Annotated in this window: 18 protein-coding genes and 1 tRNA gene; 9 read left to right on the forward strand and 10 right to left on the reverse strand. The window is 62.7% G+C overall.

Annotated elements, in window-relative coordinates:
* Window positions 1-209: 209 nt before the first annotated feature.
* Both NKI50_RS02770 and fcl read left to right on the forward strand, forming a co-directional pair.
* Window positions 210-1,364 (forward strand): dihydrodipicolinate synthase family protein, encoded by a 1,155-nt coding sequence (locus tag NKI50_RS02770; RefSeq protein WP_352640184.1) that lies wholly within the window; start codon window positions 210-212, stop codon window positions 1,362-1,364.
* 161 nt (window positions 1,365-1,525) lie between these two features.
* The gene (gene fcl, locus NKI50_RS02775) at window positions 1,526-2,488 is read left to right on the forward strand and encodes a GDP-L-fucose synthase (RefSeq protein ID WP_352640185.1); all 963 of its coding nucleotides are present in this window, start codon (window positions 1,526-1,528) and stop codon (window positions 2,486-2,488) included.
* 92 nt (window positions 2,489-2,580) lie between these two features.
* Here fcl and NKI50_RS02780 read toward each other — a convergent pair.
* Together NKI50_RS02780 and cpdR are read right to left on the reverse strand one after the other, a co-directional pair.
* Window positions 2,581-2,655: transfer RNA gene (locus NKI50_RS02780), tRNA-Val, on the reverse strand.
* Between the two features lie 101 nt (window positions 2,656-2,756).
* Entirely contained in the window at window positions 2,757-3,119 is a 363-nt protein-coding gene (cpdR, locus tag NKI50_RS02785; RefSeq protein WP_006199474.1) for a cell cycle two-component system response regulator CpdR, read from the reverse strand.
* A gap of 153 nt (window positions 3,120-3,272) precedes the next feature.
* On the opposite strand from cpdR, the gene NKI50_RS02790 reads away from it, so the two are divergent.
* The gene (locus tag NKI50_RS02790; protein ID WP_352640186.1) at window positions 3,273-4,214 is read left to right on the forward strand and encodes an N-formylglutamate amidohydrolase; all 942 of its coding nucleotides are present in this window, start codon (window positions 3,273-3,275) and stop codon (window positions 4,212-4,214) included.
* 359 nt (window positions 4,215-4,573) lie between these two features.
* Window positions 4,574-5,347, forward strand: coding sequence for a histidinol-phosphatase (hisN, locus tag NKI50_RS02795; protein ID WP_352640187.1), 774 nt, complete (start codon window positions 4,574-4,576; stop codon window positions 5,345-5,347).
* 151 nt (window positions 5,348-5,498) lie between these two features.
* On the opposite strand, the gene NKI50_RS02800 is transcribed toward hisN, so the two are convergent.
* Both NKI50_RS02800 and NKI50_RS02805 read right to left on the reverse strand, forming a co-directional pair.
* The gene (locus tag NKI50_RS02800; RefSeq protein ID WP_023719087.1) at window positions 5,499-5,957 is read right to left on the reverse strand and encodes a styrene oxide isomerase; all 459 of its coding nucleotides are present in this window, start codon (window positions 5,955-5,957) and stop codon (window positions 5,499-5,501) included.
* A 165-nt stretch (window positions 5,958-6,122) separates the two neighbouring features.
* Window positions 6,123-7,097, reverse strand: coding sequence for an alpha/beta fold hydrolase (locus NKI50_RS02805; protein ID WP_352494701.1), 975 nt, complete (start codon window positions 7,095-7,097; stop codon window positions 6,123-6,125).
* Window positions 7,098-7,573: 476 nt separating this feature from the next.
* On the opposite strand from NKI50_RS02805, the gene NKI50_RS02810 reads away from it, so the two are divergent.
* Window positions 7,574-8,038 (forward strand): Hsp20 family protein, encoded by a 465-nt coding sequence (locus NKI50_RS02810; protein ID WP_023675381.1) that lies wholly within the window; start codon window positions 7,574-7,576, stop codon window positions 8,036-8,038.
* Between the two features lie 93 nt (window positions 8,039-8,131).
* Here NKI50_RS02810 and NKI50_RS02815 read toward each other — a convergent pair whose 3' ends face one another.
* Window positions 8,132-9,184 (reverse strand): threonine aldolase family protein, encoded by a 1,053-nt coding sequence (locus tag NKI50_RS02815; protein WP_352640188.1) that lies wholly within the window; start codon window positions 9,182-9,184, stop codon window positions 8,132-8,134.
* Between the two features lie 475 nt (window positions 9,185-9,659).
* Here NKI50_RS02815 and gltB point away from each other — a divergent pair, with 475 nt between their 5' ends.
* Entirely contained in the window at window positions 9,660-14,390 is a 4,731-nt protein-coding gene (gene gltB, locus NKI50_RS02820; RefSeq protein WP_352640189.1) for a glutamate synthase large subunit, read from the forward strand.
* Window positions 14,391-14,533: 143 nt separating this feature from the next.
* A complete protein-coding gene (locus tag NKI50_RS02825) occupies window positions 14,534-15,988 on the forward strand; it encodes a glutamate synthase subunit beta (RefSeq protein ID WP_352465855.1) in 1,455 nt (484 codons plus the stop codon).
* A 36-nt stretch (window positions 15,989-16,024) separates the two neighbouring features.
* Here the strand turns inward: NKI50_RS02825 and NKI50_RS02830 are convergent, their stop codons facing one another.
* Window positions 16,025-17,275, reverse strand: a complete 1,251-nt coding sequence (locus tag NKI50_RS02830; protein WP_352715323.1) for an SGNH/GDSL hydrolase family protein — start codon at window positions 17,273-17,275, stop codon at window positions 16,025-16,027.
* A 26-nt stretch (window positions 17,276-17,301) separates the two neighbouring features.
* Window positions 17,302-18,528, reverse strand: coding sequence for a lytic murein transglycosylase (locus tag NKI50_RS02835; RefSeq protein ID WP_352715325.1), 1,227 nt, complete (start codon window positions 18,526-18,528; stop codon window positions 17,302-17,304).
* 207 nt (window positions 18,529-18,735) lie between these two features.
* Between NKI50_RS02835 and galU the strand changes: the two genes are divergently transcribed.
* A complete protein-coding gene (galU, locus tag NKI50_RS02840; RefSeq protein WP_023719094.1) occupies window positions 18,736-19,641 on the forward strand; it encodes a UTP--glucose-1-phosphate uridylyltransferase GalU in 906 nt (301 codons plus the stop codon).
* A 129-nt stretch (window positions 19,642-19,770) separates the two neighbouring features.
* Here the strand turns inward: galU and NKI50_RS02845 are convergent, their stop codons facing one another.
* Window positions 19,771-21,522 carry an outer membrane beta-barrel protein gene (locus NKI50_RS02845; protein ID WP_352481934.1) on the reverse strand — a complete coding sequence of 584 codons (1,752 nt, stop codon included), beginning with the start codon at window positions 21,520-21,522 and terminating at the stop codon, window positions 19,771-19,773.
* Between the two features lie 150 nt (window positions 21,523-21,672).
* Between NKI50_RS02845 and NKI50_RS02850 the strand changes: the two genes are divergently transcribed.
* A complete protein-coding gene (locus NKI50_RS02850; RefSeq protein WP_023719096.1) occupies window positions 21,673-22,674 on the forward strand; it encodes a KpsF/GutQ family sugar-phosphate isomerase in 1,002 nt (333 codons plus the stop codon).
* Window positions 22,675-22,681: 7 nt separating this feature from the next.
* On the opposite strand, the gene NKI50_RS02855 is transcribed toward NKI50_RS02850, so the two are convergent.
* Both NKI50_RS02855 and NKI50_RS02860 read right to left on the reverse strand, forming a co-directional pair.
* Window positions 22,682-23,146, reverse strand: a complete 465-nt coding sequence (locus NKI50_RS02855) for an NfeD family protein (protein ID WP_352640192.1) — start codon at window positions 23,144-23,146, stop codon at window positions 22,682-22,684.
* 4 nt (window positions 23,147-23,150) lie between these two features.
* Window positions 23,151-24,098, reverse strand: coding sequence for an SPFH domain-containing protein (locus tag NKI50_RS02860; protein ID WP_023719098.1), 948 nt, complete (start codon window positions 24,096-24,098; stop codon window positions 23,151-23,153).
* Window positions 24,099-24,175: the final 77 nt, after the last annotated feature.

Consider the following 24,175-nt stretch of genomic DNA (forward strand, 5'->3'; position numbering starts at 1 on the left):
TTATTGGAACGATCTAATCCCTCCTATGGATTTGAGTCAATCGCGTTTTTGCGAATCCGTGAAAATGCGGCTCATGGCGCCCAATTGCCAAGGAGTGTATGGCTTTCTGCTGTTGCGCTGCCGCAATTCGACCGGCGCACGGCGGAGCGGCAAAGCATCTTGATTTATTGGAACGTTCCATTTAATAGGCGCTGGGAAGGGAGAGAGCCATGGACATCACCTTGCCAGGGGAAGGCGGCGGCCGCATCCGCTACCGGCTTGTCGGCCAGCCGGTGCAGCCTGCGGCCGGCGCGCGGTTCTCGCGCATCGCCTATGCCGCCGCCCATGTGGTCGCCGATCCTGTGGCGATGACCGATCCGTGGTCCCGGCCGGCAGTCGACTGGGACAAGACGATGGCGTTTCGCCGTCACCTTTGGCGGCTCGGCTTCCGCGTCGCCGAAGCGATGGACACCTCGCAGCGCGGCATGGGTTTCGACTGGGCAAATGCCAGGGAATTAATCCGCCGCTCGATCGCCGAGGCGCGCAGCGTCGACGGCGCCGATCTCGCGTCGGGCGCCGGCACCGACCATCTGGCGCCGGGCGCCGCGAGCACGCTCGCCGATGTCATCGCTGCCTATGAAGAGCAACTCGGTTTCATCGAAGGGCTTGGCGGCAAGGCGATCATGATGGCCAGCCGCGCGCTTGCGGCGGTCGCCAAAGGGCCCGACGATTATGTCAGCGTCTACGACCGCATCCTGTCCCAGTCCTCCGGCAAGGTCATCCTGCACTGGCTGGGCGACATCTTCGACCCGGCGCTGAAAGGCTACTGGGGCAGCAGCGATTTCGAAACCGCCCTCGAGACGGTGGTCGCGATCATCGAGCGCCATGCCCGCAAGGTCGAGGGCATAAAGATATCGCTGCTCGATGCCGGCAAGGAAATCGCGCTCCGGAACCGGCTGCCCGAGGGCGTGGTCATGTTCACCGGCGACGACTTCAATTATCCCGAGCTTATCGCCGGCGACGGCGACCGACATTCGCACGCGCTGCTCGGCATTTTCGATGCGATCGCGCCGGTCGCCAATGCGGCGCTGGCAAAGCTGGCCGACGGCGACCGCGCCGGCTATGACGCGCTGATGGTCCCGACAGTGTCGCTATCGCGCAAGATCTTCGAGACGCCGACCGAATATTACAAGGCCGGCATCGTCTTCATGGCGTGGCTGAACGGTCATCAGGAGCATTTTTCGATGATCGGCGGCATGCAATCGGCGCGCGGCATCCGTCACTATGCCGATGTCTTTCGCCTTGCCGATCAGGCGGGGTTGCTGGCCGAGCCGGAACTCGCCATCGCCAGAATGACAAGCCTCTGCGCGGTAGCGGGTGTCTGATCGCTAGACGTTACAGCGTCCGATCCAAAGCCTGGTTTGGGTGGTTTTGCGATTTGGCTTGTCTGGATAAATCTGTATGCGTATGCGTCCGGCAACAGAGAAGCCGATCCGGCGCTCCGCCGGCCACTGGCAAAGCTGCCGTTCTGCATTGGGGTGAGCTGATGACCTTCGACCTTCAGGGCAAGCGCGTTTTTGTCGCCGGGCATCGCGGCATGGTCGGCTCGGCCATCCTGCGCAGATTGGCCGACGAGGATTGCGAGGTCCTGACCGCCTCGCGCGCCGAGCTCGATCTTCTCGACCAGGCCGGGGTGCGGCGCTGGATGGCCGACCGCAAGCCGGATGCAGTGGTGATGGCAGCGGCCAAGGTCGGCGGTATCCTGGCCAACGACAGGCTTCCGGTCGATTTTCTGCAGGACAACCTCGTCATGCAGAACAATGTCATCGACAGCGCCTTCCGTAACGAGGTGCAGAAGCTGCTGTTTCTCGGTTCATCCTGCATCTATCCCAAATTCGCGGCGCAGCCGATCTCCGAGGATGCCTTGCTGAGCGGCCCGCTCGAACCCACCAACGAATGGTATGCGATCGCCAAGATCGCCGGACTGAAACTGTGCCAGGCCTACCGGCGCCAATACGGTGCCGACTACATCTCGGCGATGCCGACCAATCTCTACGGCCCGGGCGACAATTTCGACCTCAATTCCAGCCATGTCGTGCCCGCTCTGATGCGCAAGGCGCACGAGGCCAGGCGCGCCGGCCGCAAGAGCCTGGAGGTGTGGGGATCGGGCACGCCGATGCGCGAATTCCTGCATGTCGACGACGCCGCCGACGCCCTGGTCTGGCTGTTGAAGAATTATGCCGGCGACAGCCACATCAATGTCGGCTCTGGGGAAGACATCACCATTGCCGACCTTGCCCGCACCATCGTGTCGGTCGCCGGCGCCGATGCCACGATCACATTCGATCCGACAAAGCCGGACGGCACGCCGCGCAAGCTGATGGACGTGTCGCGCCTGTTCGCCACCGGCTGGCGTCCGCGCTACTCGTTGCGCAGCGGATTGGAACAGACCTATGCCTGGTTTCTGGAGCACGTCGAGACTGGCGATCTTCGCCTCGGCGCGGCCTGAGGTCGGTATTGGCGAGCTCGGCGTCAGGATCGGATCAGGCCGAGAACGTCAGCCGATGAAAACACCGACGGCCGATTGAGGGATTGTCTGGATGGTGGGCGTGACAGGGATTGAACCTGTGACCCCTGCAATGTCAATGCAGTGCTCTCCCGCTGAGCTACACGCCCATCCGAAGCCGCGCATACACCATTTTTGGTTCAGCGCGTCAATAGCGGGAAAGGGAAAGAATGGCTGGCTTGCCGCGTCGGTCAAGACGCGACAAAAAGCGTCAGGCGGCCTGCAACATCTTTTCGACTTCGTTGACGAGGTCGCGCAGGTGGAACGGCTTCGACAGCACCTTGGCGTCTTTCGGCGCTTTCGAATCGGGGTTCAGCGCGACGGCGGCGAAGCCGGTGATGAACATCACCTTGAGATCGGGGTCGATCTCGGTGGCGCGGCGGGCGAGCTCGATTCCATCCATCTCGGGCATGACTATGTCGGTCAAAAGCAGCGAAAAAGGTTCCTCGCGCAACCGCTCATAGGCGCTGGCACCATTGTCGAAATCGCTGACCTGATAGCCGGCGCGCTCCAGCGCCTTGACGAGGAACCGGCGCATGTCGTCGTCGTCTTCCGCCAGCAGAATGCGTGCCATCTTGTCCCGTCCGAATCACCCAACCGACAATGCCGTGCGGCAAGCCCGTTAACCATGCTGTATATGAGGAGGTGACGGTAAACATCAAGTGAACGTTGGGCGCACAATCCTGATTTGGCTAGCGCTTCGGCGGCTGGACATGCGGGCGGCGAGGTGGCACTTTCCTGTCATGATGCATTGGTATTTCCGGGTTCGTTCAAATTGAAAACGGCAGCCGAGGATTTTTCGGTCGTTCCACCCTTCGAAATCCGATCGGGCGCCGAACAGCGCGTTCCCTTCCTCTTCAACTCGCCGCATAGCGGCCGCTACTATCCGGACCGGTTCATGGCGATGGCCAAGCTGGACCGCAACGCCATCCGCCGCTCCGAGGACTGCTATGTCGAGGAATTGTTCGGCGGTGCCGTCGCGCTCGGGGCGCCGATGCTGGCGGCAAACTTCCCGCGCGCCTATCTCGACGTCAACCGGGAGCCGTGGGAACTCGACCCTCGCATGTTCGCCGAACCGGTGCCGTCCTTCTGCAACATCCGCTCGGCGCGGGTGGCCGGCGGGCTCGGTACCGTGCCCAAGCTGGTAGGCGAGGGGCTCGACATCTATTCCGGCCGCTTGCCGCTGGCCGAAGCCGTGGCGCGCATCGAAGCGGTCTACAAACCCTATCACGAGACGCTGAAACGGCTTTTGACCAGAACCCATGCGCGCTTCGGTTATGCGGTGCTAATAGACTGCCACTCGATGCCGGCAAGCATAAGAGTTGGCGAGAGCGGATTGCGGCCGGATTTCATCGTCGGCGACCGGTTCGGCATCTCCGCCGCGGCGGCGTTGACCGAGACGGCGATCGGCCTGCTCACCGGCATGGGCTACAGCGTCGCCCACAACAAGCCCTATGCCGGAGGCTTCATCACGGAGCACTATGGCCGCCCGGTGCGCCATCTGCATGCGCTGCAGATCGAGGTCAATCGCGGGCTCTACATGAATGAGCGGACGTTCCAGAGATCAGCTGGTTTCGACGCGTTGGCCGACGACCTGGCGCGGTTTTCGGCCGAGTTGATGGCAATGCCGGATCATCATTTCGTCGATCTGCCGCTGGCCGCCGAATAGCGGCCGGAATCGCGGCATTCGCCGCTCATGTGGCAGCGTAAAAAGCGTAAAAAAAGACCGCATCGTTTGCACGACACGGTCGAAGTCTAGGGAGGAAACGCCCAAGGAGGGCATGGACAGGAACCCCCTGTCCGAGAACAAACGTATTGTGCGCTGCACAAATGTCAAGGCACGTTCCGGCTTTTTTAATTCACTGTGAAGTGGAAATTGCATTTCCATGATGACTGCGTTGCATTCGAGCAACAGTTGGCGTCGTGCGAGAGGCTCCGAATGCCCTTGTTTCGGTACAAAACGCCCTTGTTTCGGCACAAATCCGTAGGCAAACCGGCATCTCAAACATGCTGGAGCGGGAGAATCAGTTGGACATCAGCATCGATTTCATGCGGCGCATTGCGCGTGCCGCCGCAGCCGAGACCTTGCCGCGCTTCCGCAGCCAGGGGGCGGTCGCCAACAAGGAGCACGGCAGCTTCGACCCGGTCACGGAGGCCGACCGTGAGGCCGAGCGCGCGATCCGGGCGCTGATATCAGCGCAATACCCCGATCACGGCATTCTCGGCGAGGAGCATGGCAGCGAAAACATCTCCAGCCGGCATGTCTGGGTGATCGATCCGATCGACGGCACACGCGCCTTCATTTCCGGCCTGCCGGTGTGGGGCACGCTGGTCGGGCTGACGGTCGACGGCGATGCCGTCGCCGGCCTGATGTCGCAGCCCTTCACCGGCGAGCTGTTCTACGCCAACGCTTCCGGCTCGCATTATGAAGGTCCCGGTGGCCCGCGAAGACTCACGACGCGCAAGACCACGAACCTCGCCGAGGCGACGCTGTTCACCACCACGCCGGCGCTGTTCAAGGGAGACGCGCGCTTGCGCTACGACTTGTTCGAGCAACAGGTCCAGCTCGCCCGCTACGGCACCGACTGCTATGCCTTCGCCATGGTGGCGGCAGGCAGCGTCGATATCGTCGCCGATCCGGGATTGAAGCCCTACGACATCGTTGCGCTTATCCCGATCATCGAGAAGGCAGGCGGCGTCGTCACCACTTTCGAGGGCGGACCCGCGGAAAAGGGCGGCGACATCCTGGCGGCGGCGACGCCGGAGCTGCACGCAGCAGCGATGGCGGCGCTGCGCGGCTGAGGATCCGTTTACCCAAGCGTCTGTTTTGCGCAAATCCGACGGAAACCGTGGTACGGTTCTAAAGCGCGTCGGGTTTGAATCGACTCATGGGAGACGCGCTCGTTTGGATGTCGTTATCGCAAAACCGCTGCGCACTTTTGCGGGACATGCATTAGCTATCGGCAGGCCAAGCGTCCGAGAGACGCAGGCCCCACAAAATGAGCACGAAAGAGATGAGGCCGGTCGGCGCAGACGAATACGCCACGCCTTTGATGACGGTTTCCTGAAAGGCACTTCCGTGGAAGGCTCCGGCCGCCAACGGCATTGTCTCGTTGCCGGCCCCCCAGGCGCTGGCGATCACGTAGGCGGCCAGGATCGCCAAAGCCGAATAGATCAGCAGCCAGAACGCAATCCGCGACATCGCCGCGCCGAGATTGAGCCTAGACCATGTGAGGCCTAGCGCCAGCAAGAGAACGCCCTCCAGGGCGCTGAGCGTGTGCGCGGACAGTCCGAGCCGCGGTGCGGCGAGGTAGGGTATTGCAAACCCTTCGAATGACGAAAACAGCAGCAGCGCGACGCCAATCTGCAGTAGCCGATGCCCCTGACGTGACAGCGTGTTCGATGCGTTCATGGTCGTTTTTCTCCCGGTCTCTGCCGAACTGCCTCCAATCTCTTTGGCCGCTACCTAGCGCTCGATGCCTGAACGGGAATGCTCGATGCCTGAACGGGAATAAGGGGCAAGCTGCGCCGGGCAAGCAACCCGCGCAGGCTTTGTTGCCGGGCGCCGGCGAAGCGGTCAAACAGCGTCGCCGGTTCCTGGGATGAAAGCATCGAATGCCGCAAGCAGTTGCTCGCGATAGAGGTCGGCCTCCTGCAGGATCTCGTGGCGAGCGCCGTCGATCATCACTAGCGAGCCGACGCGCAGACGTCTTGCATAGGCTTCGACTGCCCTGGTCGAGACGACCTGGTCGGCGCCGGCGGCGATCATCAGCAAGGGCACCTGGATCTTGGCCATGAAATCCGGGTCGCTGACGATCAAGGACGCCTCCGTGGCCGCCTTCAGCCAGCAGATCGTCGGTCCGCCGAGCGCCAGCTGCGGATAGGTTTCGTAGATCAGCGTGTTGCGCCGATAGCGTTCCGGGTCGCTGGTCAGCTTGTTTATGGCGAAGGGCACCGATTCCTTCGGCCGCGGCCCCCATGCGGCATAGAGCCGGCCAAGGCCGAGAAGGCAGAACAGCGAACAGATGCCGCGAACGGTTTTTACCGAAACCGGGAGGTCAGGCACGGTGAAGAATGGTGCGATCAGCACCATGCGACGTACGCGGTTCGCCATTGAGGGTGCGGCGAGCAGCGCAATCACCGCCCCGGCCGAATGGGCCAGTATGTAGTAGGGTCCCCGGCAATCGGGCAGCACGATCTCTTCGAAGAACTGCTCGAGATCGCCGGTATAGTCGAAAAAGCTTCGGACGTAGCCGCGCTGGCGATCGCCGATCATCCGGTCGGAAGCGCCTTGGCCGCGCCAGTCGAGGGTCGCCACGCCAAAACCCCGGTCGGCAAGGTTGCGAATGGTCTCGAAATACTTCTCGATGCACTCGTTGCGGCCGGTCAGGACGACGACGGTGCCCTTCATCGGGCGGGCAACCGCGGCAAACAGCCCATAGCGGATCTTCTTGCCGTCGCGCGTGGTGAAGAAGCCGCCGGCCGCGTTTTCCGGCAGCGGATTGCCTGGCGTTTCGTAGAACAGGGAGGGCTGGGGGAACAGATCGGTCATACGGTGTTTGCTTGGCGTCGGTGACGGCGTGGGCGCAAGTCAGGCATAAACGCCCATGCGCCAAAAGCAAAGGAATTCGGGACGCCGGGGACGTCGACCCAGGCAGCGAACAAGTAAGGCCGGAAGCAGCCTAGGGCGTGCTTCCGGCTTCTGTCGACCCGGGAGGAAGGGACGTTACACCCGGTTCGGCCTCGTCGTGTCGCCTTCTCAGGCGACCTGTTTCTGATCTCGAGAACAGTTTTAATGCCGTCTGGCTGAACGCTCGCCGAAGCCACGGTTCATCTGCCGTTCATCGGCATCGGGACGTGATCAGGGGCCGATGCGGTTCGGACGCGGGCAAATCTTGAAATGCCGTCGCCCGCTTCCCAAATTTGTTATGCGGCCGCCAATGTCGGGGCCGCTGGCCCATCCGGAACGCCGTCACGGGTTTCGCACCGGCCATACGCAAACCTTGTTGCTCAACAGGAGAACACACCATGCGTCACGTTGATTTTTCCCCGCTCTACCGTTCGACCGTCGGTTTTGACCGGCTGTTCACCATGCTCGATTCGCTTGCGCAGCCGGAAGGCCAGACCTATCCGCCTTACAACATCGAGCGCACCGGCGAGGACGCCTATCGCATCTCGATGGCTGTGGCCGGCTTCTCGGAAGATGAGATTTCGATCGAAGCTCACCGCAATGTGCTGACCGTCAAGGGTGAGCGCAAGGAGGAAGGCAATGGCGAAGGCTCCGAACTGCTCTATCGCGGTATCGCCAGCCGAGCCTTCGAGCGCCGCTTCCAGCTTGCCGATCACGTCGAGGTTGTCGGCGCCGCGCTGAAGAACGGCCTGCTTTTTGTCGACCTCAAGCGCAACATCCCCGAAGAGCTGAAGCCGCGCAAGATCGCGATCACCTCGGCTCCGGCCAAGGCCAAGCAGATCGAGGCCAAGACCGCCGCCTAAATCGGGCAGCTAAACTCCCCGGGACGCCAACTCCCCGGGAAAAAGGGGCGGTGCAGCAAATGCGCCGCCCCTTTTTGCTGGTGGTAAGACTTGCTATCCGGCGAGCAGGTAGCCGAAACGGTCGACCTCGTCGGCCGTGGTCGCGAAGCTGGTGACGAAGCGATAGAGAGCTTCGTCCTGGCCGACATGGTTGTCGTAGCCGAGCGGCCTATGCCAGTCGTGGAACACGGCGCCTGCTGCTTGCACTCTTTCGGCCTCGGCCTTTTTCATGACCGCGAAGACCTCGTTCGCCTGCGGTAGCCAGGCCAGCCGGGCTGAAGGGGAATCTTCGATCGCCGCGGCTAGGCGTGCCGCCATCGCATTGGCGTGCCGTGCCGTGTCGAGCCATAGCCCACCCCTGAAATAAGCATCGAATTGCGCGGCGATGAAGCGCGATTTCGAGAACAGTTGGGCGGCGCGCTTGCGCAAAAACGCCAATTCCTTGGCTCGCTCGAGGTCGAACAGCACGATCGCCTCGGCGCACCAGCAGCCATTCTTGGTGCCGCCGAAGGAAAGGATGTCGACGCCGTGCTTCCAGGTCATTTCCGCCGGCGTCGTTCCCAGCGCGACGAGCGCATTGGCAAAGCGGGCCCCGTCCATGTGCAGCGGCAATCCGTGCTGCTTTGCAATCGCCGAAATCCTGGCGATTTCGTTCAGCGTGTACACGGTGCCGACCTCGGTCGATTGGGTGATCGAAACCGCCATCGGCCGCCCGGAATGGACGTTTTCGGGTGCGAAACGGTCCACTGCCCGTTCCAGATCGCCGGCATCGATCTTGCCGAGTGCGCCGTCGATTGTATAAAGCCGCGAACCGCCGGTGAAATATTCCGGTGCACCGCATTCGTCCTCGATGACATGCGATTCGCGATGGCAGAAGGAAATGCCGCCTGGCTTGTTGTAGGTAGTCAGCGACAGCGAATTGGCAGCGGTGCCGGTGGCCACGAAAAACACCGCGACCTCGCATTCGAAGATTTCACTGAAGCGCTGGTAAACGGCCTTGTCGAGGACGCCGTCGCCATAGGCGGTGGAGAAGCCGTCGGTATGGGCCGACAGGCCGGCAGCGATACGGGGATGGGCGCCTGCCCAATTGTCGGAAGCGAAAATCATGCGTCTGCCTATGCTGGGAAAATTGGTGCGAGCTTGGCCGCTTTCGCATGCCGGCCGCAAGTGGCAGATGCCGAAAATCCGCTAAAGCCAGCGAAAGCCAGACCGTAGATGCAGCGACTGAAGGTTACGCTGTCGCCGCGTTCCGCGCAATTTTCTGTCGCCAACGCTCCAATAATTTTGTGAATCGGTCTTGTATGCGCTTAAGATTTCTGTCATTAAAATTTAGGACAGTAGTGCTGTCTTATTTTGTCGCACAAAACTGGCCGCATTGGCATATGATTGCGCCTCTACGGCCATTGCCGCGAGCGACAGCTAGACAGCCTGGCTCTGGCCTGTACGAATACCATATGCGAACCATGCGGAAAGCCGCACGGTCGGCAAGAATTTCGCCAGACGTGCCGCAAGATTGAAAGGGGAGCCACGCGCTTCCCGACGGAAACCAGCGCCCGAAAGGGACGGAACGGAGGACAGGACGATGACGGACATGACGCCATCTGCGACGAAGGCCGCGCAGACGAAAGCGGCAGTCGTCAAAAATCCGTCCCTGACCAATATTGGGCGAACCAGCACCGGCTATGCCGCGCACGGCCTCTACGATCCGCGCAACGAGCATGATGCCTGCGGCGTCGGCTTCATCGTCAACATGAAGGGCGTGAAGTCGCATCAGATCGTCGAGGACGGCCTTGCCGTGCTCGAAAACCTGACGCATCGCGGGGCCGTCGGCGCCGATCCGCTGGCCGGCGATGGCGCCGGCGTGCTGGTGCAGCTTCCAGACCGTTTCTTCCGCGAAGAGATGGCAGCCCAGGGCATCGAACTGCCGCCGGCCGGTCAGTACGGTGTCGGACACTGGTTCATGCCGCAGGATGCAGCACTTCGTGCTCACATCGAGGACATCATTGCCGAATCGGCGCAGTCCGAGGGGCTTCCGCTCATCGGTTTCCGTGATGTGCCCGTCGACAATTCGTCCTTGTCGACGGCGCCTGATATCGTGGCGTCCGAGCCGTTCCATCGTCAGATATTCATCGGCCGTACAGCCGACATTCTTGACGACGAGGAGTACGAGGCCAGGCTCTATCTGTTGCGCAAGGTGATATCGGGCCGCATCTACGCCGAGAACGACAACAAGGACATCGGTTCCTACTGCGTGTCGCTGTCGGCGCGCACCATCGTCTACAAGGGCATGTTCCTGGCCTACCAGGTCGGCGCCTATTACAAGGACCTCACCGATCCGCGCTTCGAAACCGCGCTGATCCTGGTCCACCAGCGCTTCTCGACCAACACGTTCCCGTCGTGGAAGCTGGCGCATCCCTACCGCATGGTCGCGCACAATGGCGAGATCAACACCGTGCGCGGCAACAACAACTGGATGGCGGCGCGACAGGCGTCCGTCGATTCCGAACTGTTCGGCAACAACATCTCGAAGCTTTGGCCAATCTCCTACGACGGCCAGTCAGACACCGCCTGCTTCGACAATGCGCTCGAGTTCCTGTTCCAGGGCGGGTACAGCCTCAGCCACGCCATGATGATGCTGATCCCGGAAGCCTGGGCCGGCAACAAGCTCATGGATGCCGACCGCAAGGCTTTCTATGAATACCATGCCGCGCTGATGGAGCCGTGGGACGGACCGGCGGCGGTGGTCTTTACCGATGGCCGCCAGATCGGCGCCACGCTCGACCGCAACGGTCTGCGCCCGGCACGCTACATCGTCACCGACGATGACCGCGTCATCATGGCCTCGGAAGCCGGCGTGCTGCCGGTGCCGGAGGAGAGGATTGTCAAGAAGTGGCGGCTGCAGCCCGGCCGTATGCTTCTGATCGACCTCGAGAAGGGCCGCATCGTCTCTGACGAGGAGCTCAAGTCGGAGATTGCGACCAGGCATCCGTACAAGAGCTGGCTCGCCAACACGCAGCTCATCCTCGAAGACCTGAAGCCGGTCGAGCCGCGCGAATTGCGCAGGGATGTCAGCCTGCTCGATCGCCAGCAGGCGTTCGGCTACAGCCAGGAAGACACCAAGCTGTTGATGTCGCCGATGGCGACCACTGGCCAGGAAGCCGTGGGATCGATGGGCACCGACACGCCGATCTCGGCGATGTCGGACAAGTCGAAGCTGCTCTACACCTATTTCAAGCAGAACTTTGCTCAGGTCACCAACCCGCCGATCGACCCAATCCGCGAGGAGTTGGTGATGAGCCTGGTGTCCTTCATCGGGCCGCGGCCCAACATCTTCGACCTGGTTGGCAATTCGCGCCGCAAGCGGCTCGAGGTGCGCCAGCCGATCCTGACCAATGGCGATCTCGAAAAGATCCGCTCCATCGGCCACACCGAGGACCGGTTCGACACCAAGACGATCGACATTACCTATGGCTCGAACGAGGGCGCAGCGGGCATGCAGGGTGCCATCGACCGCTTGTGTGAGCGGGCGGAGGCGGCGGTCGCCGGCGGCTACAACATCATCATCCTGTCCGACCGCCAGGTCGGGCCGGACCGGATCGCCATCCCGGCGCTTCTGGCGACAGCCGCGGTGCACCACCACCTGATCCGCAAGGGATTGCGCACTTCGGTCGGGCTGGTCGTGGAATCCGGCGAGCCGCGCGAAGTGCATCATTTCTGCTGCCTTGCCGGCTATGGCGCCGAGGCGATCAACCCTTATCTTGCCTTCGACACGCTGCTCGATATGCACAAGCGTGGCGAACTGCCGAAAGAGGTGGACGCCTACGAAGTGGTCTCCCGCTACATCAAGTCGATCGGCAAGGGCATCCTCAAGGTGATGTCCAAGATGGGCATCTCGACCTACCAGTCCTATTGCGGCGCGCAGATCTTCGACGCCATCGGGCTGAAGACCGATTTCGTGCAGCAATACTTCACCGGCACCGCGACACTGATCGAGGGCGTCGGACTGGACGAGATCGCGGCCGAGACGCTCAGCCGCCATACCGATGGTTTCGGCAACGACCCGGTGCTGCGCAACAGCCTCGAGGTGGGCGGCGAATACGTGTTCCGCATGCGCGGTGAAGCACACATCTGGTCGCCGGATGCGGTGGCCACCTTGCAGCACGCCGTGCGCCAGGGCTCGTGGGAAACGTTCAAGGACTATTCCGCCCAGATCGACAGCGAGACGGCCCGTGCCCAGACCATTCGCGGCCTGTTCAAGATCAGGCTCGCGGAAGAAACTGGGCGCAAGAAGGTTTCGCTCGACGAGGTCATGCCGGCGGCCGACATCGTCAAGCGGTTCTCGACCGGGGCGATGTCCTTCGGCTCGATCTCCAGGGAAGCGCACACGACGCTGGCGCGCGCCATGAACGCCATCGGCGGCAAGTCGAACACCGGCGAGGGCGGCGAAGAGGCCGACCGCTATCTGCCACTGCCGGGCGGCGGCAAGAACCCCGAACGCTCGGCGATCAAGCAGGTCGCCTCGGGACGCTTTGGCGTCACGGCGGAGTATCTTGTCAATTCCGACATGATGCAGATCAAGGTCGCGCAAGGGGCAAAGCCCGGCGAGGGCGGCCAGTTGCCGGGCCACAAGGTCGACGCGACCATCGCCAAAGTCAGGCATTCGACGCCGGGCGTCGGCCTGATCTCGCCGCCGCCGCATCACGATATCTATTCGATCGAGGATCTGGCGCAGCTCATCTACGACCTAAAGAACGTCAATCCGGCGGCGGACGTATCGGTCAAGCTGGTCTCGGAAGTCGGTGTCGGCACGGTTGCGGCCGGCGTCGCCAAGGCGCGTGCCGATCACATCACCATATCAGGCTATGACGGCGGCACTGGCGCTTCACCGCTGACCTCGCTCAAGCACGCCGGCAGTCCGTGGGAAATGGGCCTTGCCGAGACGCACCAGACGCTGGTGCTCAACGGCCTCAGGTCGCGCGTCGCGCTGCAGGTCGATGGCGGCCTGCGCACCGGGCGGGACGTTGTCATCGGCGCGCTGCTCGGCGCCGACGAGTTCGGTTTCTCGACCGCGCCGTTGATCGCGGCCGGCTGCATCATGATGCGCAAGTGCCATCTCAACACCTGCCCGGTCGGCGTCGCGACGCAGGACCCGGTACTGCGCAAGCGCTTCAAGGGCACGCCCGAGCACGTCATCAACTTCTTCTTCTATGTGGCGGAAGAGGTGCGGGCGCTGCTCGCCGAGATGGGCTACACCCATCTCGACCAGATCATCGGCGACACCGACCTTCTGGAAAAGCGCGAGCTGATCCAGCACTGGAAGGCGCGCGGGCTCGACTTCAGCAAGATGTTCTACAAGCCGGATGCGCCGCACGAGGCGGTGCACTGGACCGAGCGGCAGAAGCATCCGATCGACGACGTGCTCGACCGCAAGCTGATCGAACTGGCAAAGCCGGCGCTCGAAGCCAGGCAGCCAGTCAGCATCGAACTGCCGATCCGCAACGTCGACCGTTCGACCGGCGCCATGCTGTCGGGTGAAGTGGCAAAGCGCTTCAAGCACAAGGGCCTGCGGGAGGACACGATCTCGGTCAAGCTCACCGGCACGGCCGGCCAGTCCTTCGCCGCCTTCCTGGCGCGCGGCGTCTCGTTCGAACTGGTAGGCGCGGCCAACGACTATGTCGGCAAGGGCCTGTCGGGCGGCCGCATCGTCATCCGTCCGCCGGAGAACACGAAAATCGTTGCTGCCGAGTCCATTATTGTCGGCAATACCGTGCTCTACGGCGCGACCGAGGGCGAGGCCTATTTCTGCGGCGTCGCCGGCGAGCGTTTTGCCGTGCGCAATTCGGGCGTCGCCGCCGTCGTCGAAGGCGTCGGCGACCATGGCTGCGAATACATGACCGGCGGTATCGTCGTCGTCATCGGCCAGACCGGTCGCAACTTCGCCGCCGGCATGTCGGGCGGCGTCGCCTATGTGCTCGACGAGGCGGGCGATTTCGCCGAACGCTGCAACATGGCGATGGTCGAGCTGGAGCCGGTTCCGGAAGAGGACGACCTGATGGAAAAGCTGCTCCACCATGGCGGCGATCTCGACCACAAGGGCCGTGTCGACGTATCCGGCGATATGACCAGCCATGACGAGGAGCGGCTCTACCAGTTGATCTCCAACCACGTCCACTACACGGGCTCGGAACGAGGTCGCGAAATCCTCGACGATTGGGCGATTTTCCGGCCGAAATTCCGGAAGATCATGCCGGTCGAATACCGCCGCGCGCTGATCGAGATGGAACGTATGCGCATGAACGTGGCGGCGGAATAGATTTGGAAATTGCCGGGAAGCCATGCGTCCCGGCAACCATCTTCATCAACAATCCTGACCTCGGACTGAAGGTTGCCACGGCTGCCTTATGAGGTTAACGGGTGCGTCGCCAGGCGTGCCTTCCGGACAGCAGGGACTGGACTATGGGCAAGGTAACAGGGTTTCTCGAGATCGATCGGCAGGTGCACAAGTACCAGCCGGCTTCCGACCGCATCCGGCATTTCCGCGAGTTCACGCTGCCGATGTCGGATAAGGAGGTCGAGAAACAGGCGGCGCGCTGCATGGATTGCGGCATTCCGTATTGCCATGGACCGACCGGCTGCCCGATCCACAACCAGATCCCGGACTGGAACGACCTCGTCTACAATGGCGACTGGGACAACGCGATCCGCAACCTGCATTCGACCAACAATTTTCCGGAATTCACCGGCCGCATCTGTCCGGCACCTTGCGAGGAAGCCTGCACGCTGAACCTCGAGGACATTCCGGTCGCCATCAAGACGATCGAGCAGGCGATTGCCGACAAGGCCTATGAAACCGGCCATATCCGGCCCTATCCGCCGGAACGGAAGACCGGCAAGCGCGTCGCGATCATCGGCTCGGGGCCGGCCGGCATGGCGGCCGCCCAGCAACTCGGCCGCGCCGGCCATGACGTTCACGTCTATGAGCGCGAGAGCCGGCCGGGCGGGCTGATGCGCTACGGCATCCCCGACTTCAAGATCGAGAAGCATTATATCGACCGGCGCATCGAGCAGATGCAGGGCGAGGGTGTCAGCTTCCATTGCGGCGTCAATGTCGGCGTCGACAAGCCGGTCGCCGAACTGCTCGCCGAATACGACGCGGTGCTCTATTGCGGCGGTTCCGAAACGCCGCGCCCGGCCAACATCCCGGGCGACGATCTCGACGGCGTGCACGACGCGATGCCCTATCTGGTGCAGCAGAACAAGCGCATCGGCGGCGAGCCGATCCAGTCGGTGGCATGGCCGTCGCGCCCGATCGTCGCCGGCGGCCAGCATGTCGTCGTCGTCGGCGGCGGCGACACTGCCTCCGACTGCGTCGGTACCGCCTTCCGCCAGGGCGCGGTGCGCGTCACCCAGCTCGACATCCGGCCGCAGCCGCCGGAAAAGGAAGACAAGCTGTCGGTCTGGCCCTACTGGGCGACCAAGATGCGCACCTCATCCTCGCAGGCCGAAGGCGCCGAGCGCGAATTCCAGGTGGCGACGCTTGAATTCATCGGCGAAGACGGCCAGCTGACCGGGGTCAAATGCTGCGAGGTCGACGAAAAGCGCAAGCCGATCGCCGGCACCGAATTCGTCATCCGCGCCGATCTCGCGTTCATCGCCATCGGCTTTGCCGGGCCGGCCGCTCGAGGGCCGGTGTCGGAACTCGACGGGCAGATGACGATCGTCACCGACAGCCGCCGTTCGAAGAACGTCGAGGCCAATGACCGCGATTACAGAACCAGCGTCGAAAGGCTCTATGCGGCTGGCGACGTGCGGCGCGGCCAGTCGCTGGTCGTCTGGGCAATCCGCGAGGGCCGCCAGGCGGCGCGCGCCATCGATGAGGCTCTGATGGGATCGAGCGTGCTGCCGCGCTGAGTCCGTTCCGAAACTCTACAGAAAGAGTCGCCGGTTTTACTGCCGGATCGCCGTCGTCGTGTCGGATGCAGCAGCCGCAGTCGCAGGTTGTATCTTGGGCGGCCACGAGAAATCGTCGGCGCGGCCGGGCGAGGCGTCGGTCGCCTTGCCCTCGACGATCAGCTTTTCGCCGGGCAAATTCTTGTCCGCCTTTGCCGGCGGGGCGGCGCCGAGAAGTTCCGAGCCGCCGTCCAGCGCCGGATCGCTGAGCAGCATCGGCACAGTGCGATCGGCGGCTATCGGTGCGGCAGCAGGTGCCGGCGCCTCGACGGGAGCGCCGGCCGGGGCAGAAGCTGTGACCACGCTTCCCGGAGCGGCCAGCCCAAGGATCTTCATCAGCGGCTTTTCGGTGTAGAAGGCGAGCTTGCGCTTGCCGGCCTTCGACATGTTGATGCCGTCGTCGGAGCGCAGGCGCACCGATTGGCCGTTTATGTCCGGTCCGCTGGTGATAAAGGCGCCGTTCTCGTCGACGAACCCGTCCCAGACATCGACGAATTCGCCGCCGTGGCTTTCGGCGGACGAGCGGTAGATGTCGTTGAAGGCCAGCATGTCGGAGGTCATTTTCGAGACCCGGAAGGCCGGCATGCCAACCCACAGATACGGCACCTTGGCTGAAGCGATGGCTTTGCCGAGCGCTTCGGTCCGGCGCTCGTACTCCTTGGTCCAGTTTTCGGATCGCGGCTGCTCACGCACATCGCCGACGCGCATCTGCTGACGGTCGTTCGATCCGAGCATGACGACGACGGCTGCCGGTTTTTCGGCAGCGATCAGCGACTTGACCTGTTCGGGCCAGTTGTAGACATCGTCGCGCACGAAGCCGGACGAGCCGTTGGCGCGGACGACAATCCTGACGCCGGTGTTTTCGGCAAAGGCGGCTTCGAGCCCCTCAGCCAGTCCAGACGCCATGAAATCGCCGACCACCAGAACGACGCGCGCATCGAGCGCCTTCTCGGCCACCGGGGTTGTCGGCTCGGCCGGCGCCGGCCGGCGAACGGACCGGGGCTTCCTCAGCTTGGGTCTGGGCTTTGTTCTCTGGAATTCTCTCGGGAATTCGGGCGGCGGCTGCTCAAACCGCTCGCTTCTGCGCGGAAACAACAGGTCGCGCAGCGACCAGCCACGACTTTCCGGCTCCTGCGCCATGGCCGAGGTATGAAAGGCGCTGGCCGCGCCGACTGCCAGAACGACGATCGCCAGAACGAGGATCGGCACGCGACGAACGATCAACCGGATGCGCGCAGCCGAAACCAATCACCCTCTCCATCCCGTAACCGGCTCTAGTTTTGCCTGAGCCATTTGAGCACTTCCTTGCTCGGATACCCGTCCTGGGTCAAGCCGGCCTTTGCCTGGAAGGCCATGATGGCGGTTTTCGATCCGTCACCGATCTTGCCATCGAACTTGCCGTCGTAATAGCCGTGCTCGGAAAGTCGCTTCTGAAGCTCCTGCCTTTCCTCGAAGGAGAGCTTGGTAAACGGTCGCTTCCAGTCCTGCACAAGCCCGCCATAGCCGGCGATTTCGTCGGCAAGAAGGCCCACGGCGAGCGCATATTTGTCGGCATTGTTGTAGCGCTTGATGACCGAGAAATTCTTGATCATCAGGAAAGCCGGCCCGCCCCGGCCACCGGGCAGCTTCAACGTCGCCTTGTCCCCACCGTTCTTGAACGGCTTGCCGTTGGCACGGGTGACGCCAAGCGCCTGCCATTGCGACAGCGACTTCGAGCCCCCGGGCAGCTTCTTGCCGTCCGGAAGGCTGACCTCATAACCCCAGGTCTTGCCTGCCTGCCAGCCGTTCTTCCTCAGCAAATTGGCGGCTGTCGCCAGTGCGTCGGGAATCGAATTCCAGATGTCGCGCTTGCCGTTGCCGTCCATATCGACCCCATAGGACAGGTAGCTGGTGGGGATGAACTGGGTATGACCCATCGCGCCGGCCCAAGAGCCGCTGAGATGGCTTTCGTCGATGTCGCCGGTCTGCAGGATCTTCAGCGCCGCGATCAGCTGGGTGCGGGCAAATTTCGCGCGCTTCGGGTCGGCATAACCAAGCGTCGCCAGCGAGCGCACGACATTGCGCATGATGTCATCGCGCTTGAGGGTTTCGCCGTAGTTCGACTCCATCGACCAGATGGCCAGCAGGATGTAGCGGTCGACGCCGTATCTTGCCTCGATCCTGTCCAGCCACGGCTTCCATTTCCTTGCCATCTGCTGGCCGACGGCGACCGACTGGTCATGGACGCGGTTGTCGAAATAATCCCAGGCGGGTGCGGTGAATTCGGGTTGAGTACGGGCCTTTTCCAGCACCATCGGATCAGCATCGCTGATGCCCTTGAATGCCTGGTCGTAGACGGAGCCGGAAACGCCGCTCGCCACGGCGGTAGCACGGAAGCTGGCGACCCATTGGCGGAAGCCGGCATCGGCAAAAGCCGGCCCGCTGGGCATGAGCAAGGCAAGCGAGAGGCTGGCGGCCGTCAGGACGCTGGTGAAGCGCCTTGCGACGTTGCGAACGGACATCTTTTCCTCCTTCTTTATCTCAGGAAGACTATTCATCGCCGAACCCGGTTAGCATTTGGTTTACCATAGGTGCCGTCCGGGATGAAAAGATGCGTCGACGCTTTACCAGCTGAGATTTCTGTCCCGTCGTTCAGTAATGCTCGATTTCGGCATGAAAATGTCTCGAATCGGGATTGCCGAACCGGCATGCAAATGGATAATTGGCACATGAAGAGAGTTCGCAAGGCAGTATTCCCGGTTGCCGGTCTCGGCACGCGCTTTCTCCCCGCCACCAAGGCCATTCCCAAGGAAATGCTGACGGTCGTCGACAGGCCGGTCATCCAGTATGTGGTCGATGAGGCGCGCGAAGCCGGGATCGAGCATTTCATCTTCGTGACCGGCCGCAACAAGGCGGTCATCGAGGATCACTTCGATGTCCAGTTCGAGCTCTACGACACGCTTGCGCAGCGTGGCAAGGATGATCAGCTCGCCCGCCTGCAGCGGCTGCAGCCGGCGCCGGGGCAGACCAGCTTCACCCGCCAGCAGGTGCCGCTCGGCCTTGGCCACGCCGTCTGGTGCGCGCGCGAGCTTGTCGGCGACGAGCCCTTTGCGCTGCTGTTGCCCGACATGATCATGCAGTCGGAAAAAAGCTGCATGAAGGACATGGTCGAGCTTTACGCCGAGACCGGCAACAACATCGTCGCCGTGCAGGAATGCGATCCCGCCGAGGCGCACAAATACGGCATTGTCGGCCGCGGCGAGGACGCCCATCACGGTTTCAGCATCACCGGCATGGTGGAAAAGCCGAAGACCGGCACCGCGCCGTCGAACCTCTTCATCAACGGGCGCTATATCCTGCAGCCGGAGATATTCAAGATACTCGAAGGCCAGGAAAAAGGCGCCGGCAACGAGATCCAGCTCACCGATGCAATGCTGAAGCTGCAGAAGCAACAGCCCTTCTACGGCTACCACTACCGCGGGCGGACGTTCGACTGCGGCTCGCCCGAAGGCTTCGTCGAGGCCAACGTTGCCTTCGCACTGTGGCGCAGCGACATGAATGCAAGCATGGCCGGTGTCATTCGCACGCTTCTCGACGAACTCGCGCCGTCAGAACGCCGCGGCGTAGCCTTCTAGCTTCAACACCGGTTCGCGCTGACTGGCTAAAGTGCGCCGCATTCGACCAGCCTTATGCGATGCGCTTTAGGTTCTTGTTTTATGCATGTCGTTATCGCAAAACCGCTGCACACTTTTGCGCGACATGCATTAGCGCTGCAACTTCAAGCCGACGAAGATACTGTTGGCCGTGTAGTCGCGTCCAACCAGGTTGCTGGTCAGTTTTTCAGTCCTGACGCGGGTGGTGAGCCCGGCATAGCGGTTCAGCCACCATGTCAGCCCAGCCTCGGCGCTCAGCGTCAAATCATGATCGTCGGAGCCGGTATAGTCGCGCCATTCAACGCCGAGAGCGGCATTTCCGGTCAGGTTGGCGCGGATTTGCCGCTCGCCGGTGAGGCTGCTGGAATAGAGCATGTCGCCGCTTTCGCCCGCGTTCGTCGTGTTCTCGGCGGTCGTCTGTGCGGTGAGGCCGATCGTGGTGCCGCGTTCCGGCGACCATTTGAGATCGGCATTAACCGTCGCGCCCGAAATCGCCGGCAGGGCGTTGTCGTCGATAGCTTCGCGCAGCCAGCCGACCGAGAACTCGCCGGTAAGCTTCTCGCGGAGATCGAGCTCGACGCCGGCCCGTGCGCCAAGCCGCGTCGAGGAGCGCTGGAAGCCGTTTGGATCGACGCGCAAATCATAAGCGCGCCGGCCGACCTCGATTTCGGTGAACGGAGTGATGGCAGGCGAGATCTCGTAGCCGGTGCGCAAAATGGCCGTATAGAGCGTCGAGTCGCGGCCCTTCTGCGACAGCGATCCCCCCGACGAAAGCTTGGCGTCACCAAAGATGTCGTGCTCGACCGCGCCGGTCAGCGCGAAGCGCATCTTTCCCGCATCCTTCTCGACGGCGAGGCTGCCGCTCACGGTCTGGCGCACCGGCTGCCCAACGGCGCCGACGATGGCGTCCGGCGCCGAGGCCGATTCGGGCACGGCCTCGTAGCCAAGTTTGGCGATGGCGCGCAGATCATTGTCGAGATCGATGTTGAGCGTGCCGTCGACGCGGCCTTGCGCCTCGTGAACGTCATAGCCGGACAACGTCTCGCGGAAGATGCCATAGCCCTCAATCGTCGCCGAATTCTCCCGCCAGTCGGAGACGGCGTTGAAGCGCAGCGTCGTTTCCGACAGCAATGCCGGCTTGCCGAGGCTGCTCGAATCGGCGTTTGTTGAATACGTCAGGCCTTGCTCGAGCGTCGGCCGGATCACGAAGGAGCCGAGCTGGATGCCGGTGGCGGCGAACGGGTCGTCCTCGTTCTTCTTGTCCTGGCCTTCGATGGCTTCGGTGCGCTCGGCGCCGGGGTCGAGCTTGAGCCTTTCGGCGGAATCGATGGTCACCGCACGGCGGTTGGCCGTATCCTGCTCGTCTATGGCGGCGGTGTCGGTGTCGTCGGTCGTCGGCGTCGCTGCAGTCGCAGTGGCGCCTCTCTTGCTCTTCTTGTTGTCCACGGCCTCATCTTTGGCCTTGCCTTCTTCGACGGCGCGTTGCGTTGCGCTCGGCCGCCGTCGTGGCGGCGGAGCAGGGTCGGCAAACGGGTCGTCGCTGGCCGCTGGTGGATCGAAAGTGCCGCCGGTTGTGGCCGCCGCCTCGCCCGTGCCGTCGTCAGGCAAGGCCCCCGGGCTGGCCGGACGATAGGTAGGCAGCGGCGTATCGTCGTTGGCGGTTGCAGCAGCCATGCCCAACTGCCTGATCCTGTACTGCTGGTCGTCCAGGATTGTCGATTCCGAAACCTCACCGCGCAGCTCGGTTTCCTGGGCGCAAAGCAGTGCCGGACGCGACAACGCAAGGACACTGGTTGCCAGCAGCAAAGCGCAAACCGCCTTGCCCTTTCGTCCTATTTTGTTTTGAGGCTGAAACCCGGACATCGGCACCACTGCTTGCGCGGCGCACGCGCGCCATACTTACGAAACCGTAAATGGGGATGGTTAACGGAGCGTTGAGGGATCGCCCGCCAAGGTGTTCTGGGCGGCAATTCCGTTGGACAGGCGCGCGCCGAAGCGCTAATCGCATCGTCCATGGACGTGAAATCCCCAGACAGGAAGCCGCTCGACGAGCAGGCCGCGATTGCCTCGGCGCTGAGAACGGTGGCGACAGAGCAGGCCGGCGTCGCGGCACTGGCAGACGCGCTCGAAAACGGGCTGGCCGAGCCGTTCGCACGGGCAGTCGACATGGTGTCGCAGATCGATGGCCGCGTCATCGTCACCGGGGTCGGCAAAAGCGGCCATATCGGCTCGAAGATCGCCGCAACGCTCGCTTCGACCGGCACGCCGGCCTTCTTCGTCCACCCTGCCGAAGCCAATCACGGCGACCTCGGCATGATCGCTCGGAACGACGCCATCATCGCCCTGTCGTGGTCGGGGGAAAGCCTCGAGCTCAAGGGCATCATCGCCTATTCCAGGCGCTTCTCGATCCCGCTGGTCGCGGTCACCGCCGGCGAAAAATCGGCTCTGGCGCGTGCGGCCGACGTGGTGCTTCTGCTGCCGCGAGCCCCGGAAGCCTGTCCGCACGGCCTTGCGCCGACGACCTCGACGCTGCTGCAAATGGTGATGGGCGATGCGCTGGCCATCGCGTTGCTCGAGGCGCGCGGCTTCACCCCGGACCATTTCCGAACGTTCCATCCCGGCGGCCAGCTCGGAGCCAACCTGACGCAGATCCGCGAGATCATGCATGTCGGCGACAGGCTGCCTCTGGTGTCGTCCGGCACCGGCATGCGCGAGGCGATCCTCGAATTGTCGCGCAAGGGGTTTGGCTGCGTGGCGGTCACTTCGGCGGACGGCAAGCTGATCGGCATCATCACCGATGGCGACATCAGGCGCCATATCGGCAGCGATCTTCTGGCCATGAGCGTGGATCAGGTGATGACCAGAGAGCCAAAAATGGCGGCGCCCGACACACTGGTTGCGACGGCGCTGCAGACGATCAACGATTCTGCCATTACCAGCCTGATGGTGGTCGAAGGCAGACGGCCGATCGGGCTCGTCCATCTGCACGACCTGCTGCGCATCGGTGCTGCCTAGCGGGCTTCTAGACTGCCTCGACCGTCAGTTCCAGGTCGGTGTCGGCGGCACCGGTCACGCGCACCTGCGTGCCGGCCGGCAGGTCAGGGCCGGAGACGCGCCACAACGTGTCGCCGAGCTTGATGCGGCCGCGCCCATCCTTGATCGGCTCGGCAAGGGTCGCCGTCCGGCCGACCATCTGCGCGCCGCGCCGGTTGAGCAGCGGCTGGTCGGTTTCCTCATGCCGCCCGCCCACCAGCCGCTTGCCGACATAGGCCGAGACCAGCGACAGCGCGAGGAAGGCGAGGACCTGGACCTGCCAGCTCCAGAAACCGGCGTCCCAGATGAGCAGCGAGACGACGCCGATCAACAGCGCGGCAATGCCGATCCACAGCATGAAAATGCCCGGCGCGACGACCTCCATCACCAGCAGGACGAAGCCGAGGACCATCCAGTTCCACGGACCGAGTTCGGAAATGATGCGATCGAACATGGCCTCAGGTCTCGCTGGGACGAACCACGGGCGGGCGGGCCTGTCGTGCTGGACTGGCGGTGCCTTCGCCCTTGAAAACTTCCCTGGCGATTTCACCAATGCCGCCGAGCGTGCCGATCAGTGAGGAAGCCTCTATCGGCATCAGCACGAGTTTGCTGTTTGTCGCTGCACCGATCCTGGTCAGCGCTTCGGTGTATTTCAGCGCGACAAAGTAGTTGAGCGCCTGTACGTCACCCTTGGAAATCGCCTCCGATACCACCTGCGTGGCGCGTGCTTCAGCCTCGGCCGAGCGCTCGCGCGCCTCGGCATCGCGGAAGGCGGCTTCCTTGCGGCCCTCGGCCTCCAGGATCTGCGATTGCTTGAGGCCTTCGGCGGCGAGGATCTGGGCGCGCTTGTTGCGCTCGGCCATCATCTGGCGGCCCATCGATTCGACGAGATTGGCCGGTGGATTGATGTCCTTGATCTCGACACGGGTGATCTTGATACCCCAGGGGTGCGCGGCCTCATCAACGACGCGCAGCAGGCGCTCGTTGATGGCATCACGGTTTGACAACAGCTCGTCGAGGTCCATCGAGCCCATCACGGTGCGGATGTTGGTCATCGTCAAATTGAGGATAGCGTTCTGCAGGCCGGCGACCTGGTAGGCGGCCTGCGCCGCGTTGAGCACCTGATAGAAGGCAACGCCGTCGACGGCCACGGTGGCGTTGTCGCGGGTGATGATCTCCTGGGTCGGAACGTCGAGCACCTGCTCCATCATGTTCATCTTGGCGCCGATACGGTCGACGAAGGGCACGATGAGGTTGAGGCCCGGGCTCAATGTCTTGGTGTAACGGCCAAAGCGTTCGACGGTATAATTGTAGCCTTGCGGAATTGTCCGGATGCCCTTGAAAAGCACCAGCACGACAAGGGCGACAAGAACAAGAAGCGCAATATCGAAACCACTGAAACCCATTTTGGCTCTCCCCTCAAAGGCCATGTTGGACATTGCCACGCGGCCGATTCCACCAAACACTTAAGTGTGTTTCAGCA

It is taken from the genome of Mesorhizobium sp. M0563 (genome assembly GCF_040321065.1).
GTDB lineage: Bacteria > Pseudomonadota > Alphaproteobacteria > Rhizobiales > Rhizobiaceae > Mesorhizobium.

Bases quoted from the DNA above. Each gene is read 5' to 3' on its own strand.
- NKI50_RS02770 (WP_352640184.1), top strand. From the start codon at position 210: ATGGACATCACCTTGCCAGGGGAAGGCGGCGGCCGCATCCGCTACCGG.
- fcl (WP_352640185.1), top strand. From the start codon at position 1,526: ATGACCTTCGACCTTCAGGGCAAGCGCGTTTTTGTCGCCGGGCATCGC.
- cpdR (WP_006199474.1), bottom strand. From the start codon at position 3,119: ATGGCACGCATTCTGCTGGCGGAAGACGACGACGACATGCGCCGGTTC.
- NKI50_RS02800 (WP_023719087.1), bottom strand. From the start codon at position 5,957: ATGAACGCATCGAACACGCTGTCACGTCAGGGGCATCGGCTACTGCAG.
- NKI50_RS02805 (WP_352494701.1), bottom strand. From the start codon at position 7,097: ATGACCGATCTGTTCCCCCAGCCCTCCCTGTTCTACGAAACGCCAGGC.
- NKI50_RS02810 (WP_023675381.1), top strand. From the start codon at position 7,574: ATGCGTCACGTTGATTTTTCCCCGCTCTACCGTTCGACCGTCGGTTTT.
- NKI50_RS02815 (WP_352640188.1), bottom strand. From the start codon at position 9,184: ATGATTTTCGCTTCCGACAATTGGGCAGGCGCCCATCCCCGTATCGCT.
- gltB (WP_352640189.1), top strand. From the start codon at position 9,660: ATGACGGACATGACGCCATCTGCGACGAAGGCCGCGCAGACGAAAGCG.
- NKI50_RS02825 (WP_352465855.1), top strand. From the start codon at position 14,534: ATGGGCAAGGTAACAGGGTTTCTCGAGATCGATCGGCAGGTGCACAAG.
- NKI50_RS02835 (WP_352715325.1), bottom strand. From the start codon at position 18,528: ATGTCCGTTCGCAACGTCGCAAGGCGCTTCACCAGCGTCCTGACGGCC.
- galU (WP_023719094.1), top strand. From the start codon at position 18,736: ATGAAGAGAGTTCGCAAGGCAGTATTCCCGGTTGCCGGTCTCGGCACG.
- NKI50_RS02845 (WP_352481934.1), bottom strand. From the start codon at position 21,522: ATGTCCGGGTTTCAGCCTCAAAACAAAATAGGACGAAAGGGCAAGGCG.
- NKI50_RS02850 (WP_023719096.1), top strand. From the start codon at position 21,673: ATGGACGTGAAATCCCCAGACAGGAAGCCGCTCGACGAGCAGGCCGCG.
- NKI50_RS02855 (WP_352640192.1), bottom strand. From the start codon at position 23,146: ATGTTCGATCGCATCATTTCCGAACTCGGTCCGTGGAACTGGATGGTC.
- NKI50_RS02860 (WP_023719098.1), bottom strand. From the start codon at position 24,098: ATGGGTTTCAGTGGTTTCGATATTGCGCTTCTTGTTCTTGTCGCCCTT.